The organism is Streptomyces sp. NPDC060209, from assembly GCF_042728155.1.
In the GTDB taxonomy this organism is placed as follows: domain Bacteria; phylum Actinomycetota; class Actinomycetes; order Streptomycetales; family Streptomycetaceae; genus Streptomyces.
Genome location: NZ_JBHWZS010000401.1, coordinates 1 through 6,816, shown reverse-complemented (window position 1 = coordinate 6,816; position 6,816 = coordinate 1). Strand labels below are relative to the sequence as shown.

The window sequence follows — 6,816 nt, the reverse complement described above, 5'->3', positions numbered from 1 at the left end:
GGCGACTCGCGCCGCCCGCGCACCTGGGCCTGCCGGGGCCGTCAGGGTCTGCTCACCGCATCCGGGTGGCCCACTCCTGGACCTTCTTGATCCGGTCCTGGATCTGCCCGGCCGTCGCCTCCGCGCTCGGCGGCCCGCCGCACACCCTCCGGAGCTCGGTGTGGATCACCCCGTGCGGCTTGCCGCTCTGGTGCGTGTACGCCGACACCATCGTGTTGAGCTGCTTGCGCAGCTCCAGCAGCTTCTTGTGCGTGACCACCGGCCGGTTCTCGGCCGCCTTCTCCAGAAGGTCCGCCTCCTCCGCCGGCTTCTGCCTGCTGTGCGCGATCTGCCGGGTCTGCCGCTTCTGGAGCAGCAGCTGCACCTGGTCGGGTTCGAGGAGGCCCGGGATGCCCAGGTAGTCCTGCTCCTCCGCGCTCCCCGGGTGGGCCTGCATGCCGAATTCGGCGCCGTCGTACAGCACCCGGTCGAAGACCGCGTCGGATTCCAGCGCCTCGAAGGGCAGCTGGTCCTCGGTCTCCTCGTCCTCGAGCTTCTCCGCGTCCGCGAGGAGCTGGTCCTCCTCGGCGAACGGGTTCTCCTCGTCGCTGGCCTTCTTCGGCTTGTCGAGCACGTGGTCGCGCTCGACCTCCATCTCGTTCGCGAAGTCGAGGAGCATCGGGATGGTCGGCACGAAGACGGACGCCGTCTCGCCGCGACGCCGGGACCGCACGAAACGGCCGACGGCCTGGGCGAAGAAGAGCGGCGTCGAGATGGTCGTGGCGTACACGCCGACCGCGAGGCGCGGGACGTCGACGCCCTCCGACACCATCCGGACCGCGACCATCCAGCGCGACTCGTCCTGGCTGAACCTGTCGATGTTCTTGGACGCGGCCTTCTCGTCGGAGAGGACCACGGTCGGCTTCTCCCCGGTGACCGACTTGAGGATCTTGGCGTAGGCCCGCGCCGACTCCTGGTCCGTCGCGATGACGAGCCCGCCGGCGTCCGGAATGCCCTTACGGACCTCCGTCAGCCGCTTGTCGGCGGCGGACAGCACGTTGGGGATCCAGTCGCCGGTGGGCGACAGCGCGGTGCGCCAGGCCTGCCCGATGGCGTCCTTGGTCATCGGCTCACCGAGACGGGCGGCGATCTCGTCCCCGGCCTTGGTGCGCCAGCGCATGTTGCCGCTGTAGCTGAGGAAGATCACGGGACGGACGACCCCGTCGGCCAGGGCGTTGCCGTAGCCGTAGGTGTAGTCGGCCGAGGAGCGGCGGATGCCGTCGTTGCCCTCCTCGTACGCGACGAAGGGGATCGGGTTGGTGTCGGACCTGAACGGCGTGCCGGTGAGCGCCAGGCGTCGCGTCGCCGGGTCGAACGCCTCCTGGCAGGCCTCGCCCCACGACTTCGAGTCACCGGCGTGGTGGATCTCGTCGAGGATCACGAGCGTCTTGCGCTGCTCGCACCGGTTTCGGTGCAGCATCGGGCGCACGCCGACACCGGCGTACGTGATCGCGACCCCGTGGTACTCCTTGCTCACGGGTCCGGCGCTGTACTCGGGGTCGAGCTTGATGCCTATACGGGCGGCGGCCTCCGCCCACTGCTTCTTGAGGTGCTCGGTGGGCGCCACGACGGTGATCTGCTGCACCACGTGGTGGTGCAGCAGCCATGAGGCGAGGGTCAGCGCGAAGGTGGTCTTCCCCGCGCCGGGGGTCGCGACGGCGAGGAAGTCGCGCGGCTGGTCCTGGATGTACCTGTCCATCGCGCCCTGCTGCCAGGCTCGCAGCTTGCCGGCCGTACCCCAGGGGGCGCGGCCGGGAAAGGCGGGTGAGAGGTGGTGGGAGGCGGTAGTAGTCACGGTCTCCGGTTCGGCACTCGGGTACGTGGGGCGCTGGCCGTACGGACCGGAACCGGCCCGTACGCGATACGACAACCGGGCCACCCTACCGGCGGGCGGGGCCGAACCCCGTACGAATCAGCCGTGCCCCGGCCCTGCTGAGACCCGCTTCACAGGAGGCGGTTGTCCTGCGAAGCCCGGAAGCCGCTCCGCGATCCTGGCCGTGTCCGGCGCCCCTCGGCACACATCCCTCCACCTCGGCACGCGTGCGCGGGGCGTCCAGCTCCCCCTCGGTGAACCGCGGATCCGGACCAGCCACGGACGGACGGCACCGCGCGGTACCACTCGGTGCTACGCGTCCGTCCGTACCCGCGTAGCCACCCACACCCCCACCAGCGCCACCGCCGCCATCGGCAGGAACACCACCGTGAACGCCCCCGGGTGCGCCGTGGCCGTGCCGCTGCCCACGGCCCCGTGGGCAGCCGTACCCACCGCGCCGCCTCCGAGCGCGGCGAACGCCGCACCGCCCGCGGCGAGCAGCAGCGCGTTGGACAGGCCGTCCGAGATCTGGAGGGCGGCCGAATTGGCCCCCGCCTCCTGCGGCGCCGACAGCTTCAGCAGCAGCACGCTCGTCGAGGCGATCACCATGCCCATGCCGAAGCACCCGACACCCCAGACCACGGCCAGCGTCCACACCGGTACCGACTCGATCAGCACGCTGGGCGCGGCGACGATCGCCAGCGTCACGAGCACCATCCCGACCACCATGAGAGCCCCCCGGTGGGGCTCCAGCCGGGGCCGGGCCAGCACGTACGAGCCGAGCGCCCAGGTCAGGCCGCCCGCGGCCAGGGAGAGGCCGGCCAGTGTCGGGGACAGGCCGCGCTGGGTCACGAGCATCAGCGGGACGAAGGACTCGGCGACGATGAACGAGCCGGCCGATATGCCCCGCAGCAGGATCACGGCCGGCAGCCCCCGCGCGGCCCGGACGGTCCCAGGGGGCAGCAGCCCGCGCACGGCGGGTACGAGCAGTGCCGCGCCGGCCAGCGCAGGGACCAGCGAGACCCACCGCAGCTCCTGCCCCGCGTACTGGAGCAGCCCGGCGCCCGCCGAGATCCCGAGCGCGAGCCGGATGCGGCGCCCGTCGAACGGCTCCGCCGCGGCTTCCGCGTCCGCGGGGCCTCCCGCCATCCGCCGGATCGCGGGCAGCGCCAGGCCCAGCGGCAGGAGGATGAGGACCGGGATGCCGACGAAGACCCAGCGCCACCCGAGGTGCTCGGTCACGGTCCCGGAGGCCAGCGGGCCGACGACGGACGGGACGATCCAGGCCGCCGAGAAGCCCGCCATGATGCCCGGCCGGATCCGCTCCGGGTAGGCCCGCCCGATGACGACGTACAGCGCCACGATCACGAGGCCGCCGCCGATGCCCTGGACGGCCCGACCCAGGATGAACGTCCACATGTTCGCCGCGGTCCCGGAGAGCAGCAGCCCGGCCCCGAACGCACCGATTCCCGTGGCGAGCGGGGCGAGCGGCCCGCGCCGGTCGGCCCACTGCCCGGAGAGCACCATGGCGAAGAGGCTGGTGGTGAAGTACGCGGAGAAGGCGAACGCGTAGAGCGGGATGCCGTGCAGCTCACGGGCCGCGACCGGCATCGCCGTGCCGACGGCGGTCGCCTCGAAGGCGATGAGCAGGACGACGGAGACGATCCCGATGCTGAGCGCCCTGTACGTACGTCCGAGCACGCCTTCCGCCGGGGTGTCGGCGGTGGTCTCCACGAGGGCGGCAGTGACCTCGGCGTCACGGGGTTCCAGGGCAGTCATGAGCCCCAGAGTAAGGGCCACCACCCCGGGTGACCCCTGTCGGTGGGCGGGTACGGGGCTGGTCCCTTGGTCGTACGACTCGGGTCTCCAGCGGCCTCAGCCGCCCGAATGGAAGCCCGGCCGGTACGGCCGCCCCCTGGTGCGGGGACGGCCGTACCCGTGCCAGGGCTACGCCGGGTCCAGCGCCGGCTGTGTCTCCAGCCCCCCGTCGTTCTCGCAGCCCAGCTCCTTCGCCATGGCCAGTGAGAAGGAGTGGGCGACGGTCGCGTAGGCGTCCTTCAACGCTTCGAGTCATCTTCGGGTTCCGTGGGTTCAGCCCCGTAGTAGACGCGGATGTCGACGTGTGCCGGAGCGAGGCCTGGCAGTTCCCCGCTCCGCCAGGCCAAGGTGACGAACGCATGACCCGGTGCCGAACCGGCCAACTCCCCCATCTTCAGCGCGGTGTACCGCGACGCCGGGGCCCCATGGGAGGCTGACCGGAAAGGCGCCAGGTGATCCGAAGGTGGAAGCCGGTTCCCCTGGCGGCCGGGGATGTAAACGCAGCAGACGTCCCCGTGCCCTGTGCCGGAGGCGTCACAGCGCCTTCGCCGCCCCGGCAGACACCGCAGCACCTCCGCAGAGTCCGCACGGGACACGACGTCTCTACTTCGGGGTGAGCACGGGGGTCTTCGGCAGACCGCCGTTGTTCTGGCAGTCGAGTTCCTTCACCAGCTTGAGCGCCATGGTGTGAAGAATGGTCATGTTCATATTGCGGTACTCACGCGTATCAGGCGCGTCGCTCTTCCCGCGCCCGAAACCGCCCTGGATCCGGAGCGGCGTCTTGTCCGAACCTTCCAACTGCGGACTCACGCATTCAAAGTAGAGTGATGCGCCACCCCGCCCGACAGAAGACTGCACACCCATGGTGTACAGCTCGCCGCCGGTCGGGAGCCTCTCGTCCTCCGCATCCTGCGGGGCGTACATGGAGAACGAGATGCCAGCCTCGTCACCCAGACCCCCACCTTTCGGGTCGGCCTCACACAGGTGCGCTCCCCCGGCCCACGAACGGCCGGACTCATAGCCCTCCTTGAGGGCGTCCACAACCTTCTCCATGCCGTTTCCGTTCGCCCAGTTGAAGACCTTCTCCCCCGTCACCTTTTCGAGCATCGCCGCCGTCGGACCGGCGAACAGACCGCCGCACACTTCATCGGCCCCGACGAATTGCGCGTGCTCCTCCTCCCCGGCGCCGCATGCCACGCCCCCGGCGCCCAAGACCAGGACCACTCCCACAGCCGTCAGCAACCGCCGCACCCTCGCACACCCAATTCCCTGGTCTCGCGTTCGGTTCAAGCCATCCACCCGTTCACCACCTGTTGGCGCCGACAGTGCCATGCGCTCAGATCAGGCCTCGGGCCCGGCGCCCTGGACCCTCGCACGAAGGTTCCCATCCTGGCAGCCCACGAGTCTGGATTCATTCAAGTCCTCTGCCAACGAGCCCTCCGTCCTTGCGTCCAACCTTTCAATCTCTTCTTTGTGACGCGAGAGGAAATCGTCGACCGGTGTCTCCGTGTACGCCTCTCCAGCGGTGTACACGGCCATCTTTTCGACGTCGGTGAGGTCGTCCACCTCCTCCTTGTTCTCGTCGATCACCTTCTCGCCCATGCCTCCCGCACATCTCCCATGACCTGCTCGACGGCTCCGGTCGCTGTGTCGGTGAAAATAGGCACCAGGAGTGCCCCAGCGCCGCTGAGCTGGCGGTGCGGGCCCCCGCAGGACGGGGACTTCGTGGACGCCGAACTGCTGCACGGGCTGGTGATGGCCCAACTCGGCCCGGCGCGTGACTGCTCAGGGGGTGCGCATCAGGTCGCGGAGGCTCGCGACGAGGGCAGGGACGTCGCGTTCGACCTCCGCCGGGGCTGCGGCCCCTGCCAATTCCGCCGACTGGTGCGTGGTCGCGCAGGGGCGGCACAGGCCGTCCGGGAGCGCTTCGGCAGGGCCGGGGCGGCCGCAGTCGGTGCACTCGACCAGAACGCTGCGGACGGGGGCGCCGGGGAGGCCGCCCTGGGTCGGTGCGGGTGCTGCGGGCAGGTGGGGCGGCATCTTGTCGGTGAGGCGGCGGCGTACCAGGCCGATGGGCGATCCGATGCGCTCGGGCAGTCCGGCGGTGAGCGCCGAAGTCAGGTAGTCGGCGCTGACACCTCGCGCGAACCATGCGGCGGCGAGCGGTTCCAGTGCGCCGCAGTCGGCGGCGGAGAGCGCGAGGCGGGGTTCGCTGCGGCCAAGCTCGGCGAGGGTGAGGTAGGCGGGGGAAGGGGGCGCGACAGCCGAGGGGGTGCCTGCGTCCGGCTCCTCCTGCGGCGCCGGGGGCGTGGGCGGGTTCGGGCCGGGTCGCTCCGCAGCGCGCTGTTGGGGTACGACCGCCGGTTCGGCGGAGGGTGCGGGCGCCTGCTCCGGGCCAGTGGCAGCCTCACCTGCGAGCCTGGCGATCCACCACTCGTTGTCGTGGGCGGTGCGGGACCAGTAGGTGAGCGTCACCCACCGGCACTGACCTGCCCCTTCCACCCGGCAACGCACGCGCCGCAGGTGCCCGGCCACGGCGAGGGCGCGCAGCGCGGTGCCGATGGCCATCTGGCCGTACAAAGGCAGGTCCTTGGCCAGCGACTTGATGTCCATGGCGGCGCCGTCGGGGAGGCGGTCGACATACCCGGCGACATAGCGCTCCCGCTCGGGCAGCAGGGCGAAAGCTACCGCACCGGAGGGGTCTTGGGCCGGGACGGTCTGCTTGCCGTAGCCGGTGTGCGCCTTGCGGTACGGGCGCGAGGCTGCGGGAGCGGGCGGGGCGGAGCTAGGGTGCTGGATAGCCACGAGATCGTCCTTCTTGGGTGCGCGATCTTGGGTCAGACCCCGGCCGGTGCGCCAAACACCGTGTCGGGGTCGTCTCGTTGTGGGCACCGTAAGCAGCCGCGACTCTCCGCTGCAACTCGATCACGATTAGTCATACTTGCTGGCCGTGACGGGTGGGAGGGAGGGGAGGTTTTCCCAAAAGCCCTTACCTACCCCCCGGATGAACAACACCGCTCGAACCCCGGCCCTCGCGTCTCAGCCCTCGAAGCCCGAAGCTCAAGCGTCGGCCCCGCAGGCATCCCTCGATTCCCCGAACTAGTGATAGGGCCGCACCCGGCGCTCGGGCCCCGATCCTCGGGACC

At 70.6% G+C, this 6,816-nt stretch carries 5 protein-coding genes; all 5 read right to left on the bottom strand.

Annotated features, from left to right (window positions below; translation table 11 throughout):
* Positions 1-52 precede the first annotated feature (52 nt).
* On the bottom strand, positions 53-1,834 hold the full coding sequence (locus tag ACFWFI_RS39505; RefSeq protein ID WP_387400275.1) for a DEAD/DEAH box helicase: 1,782 nt from the start codon (positions 1,832-1,834) through the stop codon (positions 53-55).
* 330 nt (positions 1,835-2,164) lie between these two features.
* Positions 2,165-3,631 (bottom strand): MFS transporter, encoded by a 1,467-nt coding sequence (locus ACFWFI_RS39500; RefSeq protein WP_387400273.1) that lies wholly within the window; start codon positions 3,629-3,631, stop codon positions 2,165-2,167.
* 642 nt (positions 3,632-4,273) lie between these two features.
* On the bottom strand, positions 4,274-4,921 hold the full coding sequence (locus ACFWFI_RS39495) for a hypothetical protein (protein WP_387400271.1): 648 nt from the start codon (positions 4,919-4,921) through the stop codon (positions 4,274-4,276).
* Positions 4,922-5,011: 90 nt separating this feature from the next.
* Positions 5,012-5,272: a hypothetical protein gene (locus tag ACFWFI_RS39490; protein ID WP_387400269.1), complete on the bottom strand. Its 261-nt coding sequence runs from the start codon at positions 5,270-5,272 to the stop codon at positions 5,012-5,014.
* A gap of 183 nt (positions 5,273-5,455) precedes the next feature.
* Positions 5,456-6,475: a MarR family transcriptional regulator gene (locus ACFWFI_RS39485; RefSeq protein WP_387400268.1), complete on the bottom strand. Its 1,020-nt coding sequence runs from the start codon at positions 6,473-6,475 to the stop codon at positions 5,456-5,458.
* Positions 6,476-6,816 lie beyond the last annotated feature (341 nt).

What these genes read in the sequence shown, in the direction of transcription:
- ACFWFI_RS39490 (WP_387400269.1), bottom strand. Translation starts at nt 5,272, where the DNA reads ATGGGCGAGAAGGTGATCGACGAGAACAAGGAGGAGGTGGACGACCTC.
- ACFWFI_RS39500 (WP_387400273.1), bottom strand. Translation starts at nt 3,631, where the DNA reads ATGACTGCCCTGGAACCCCGTGACGCCGAGGTCACTGCCGCCCTCGTG.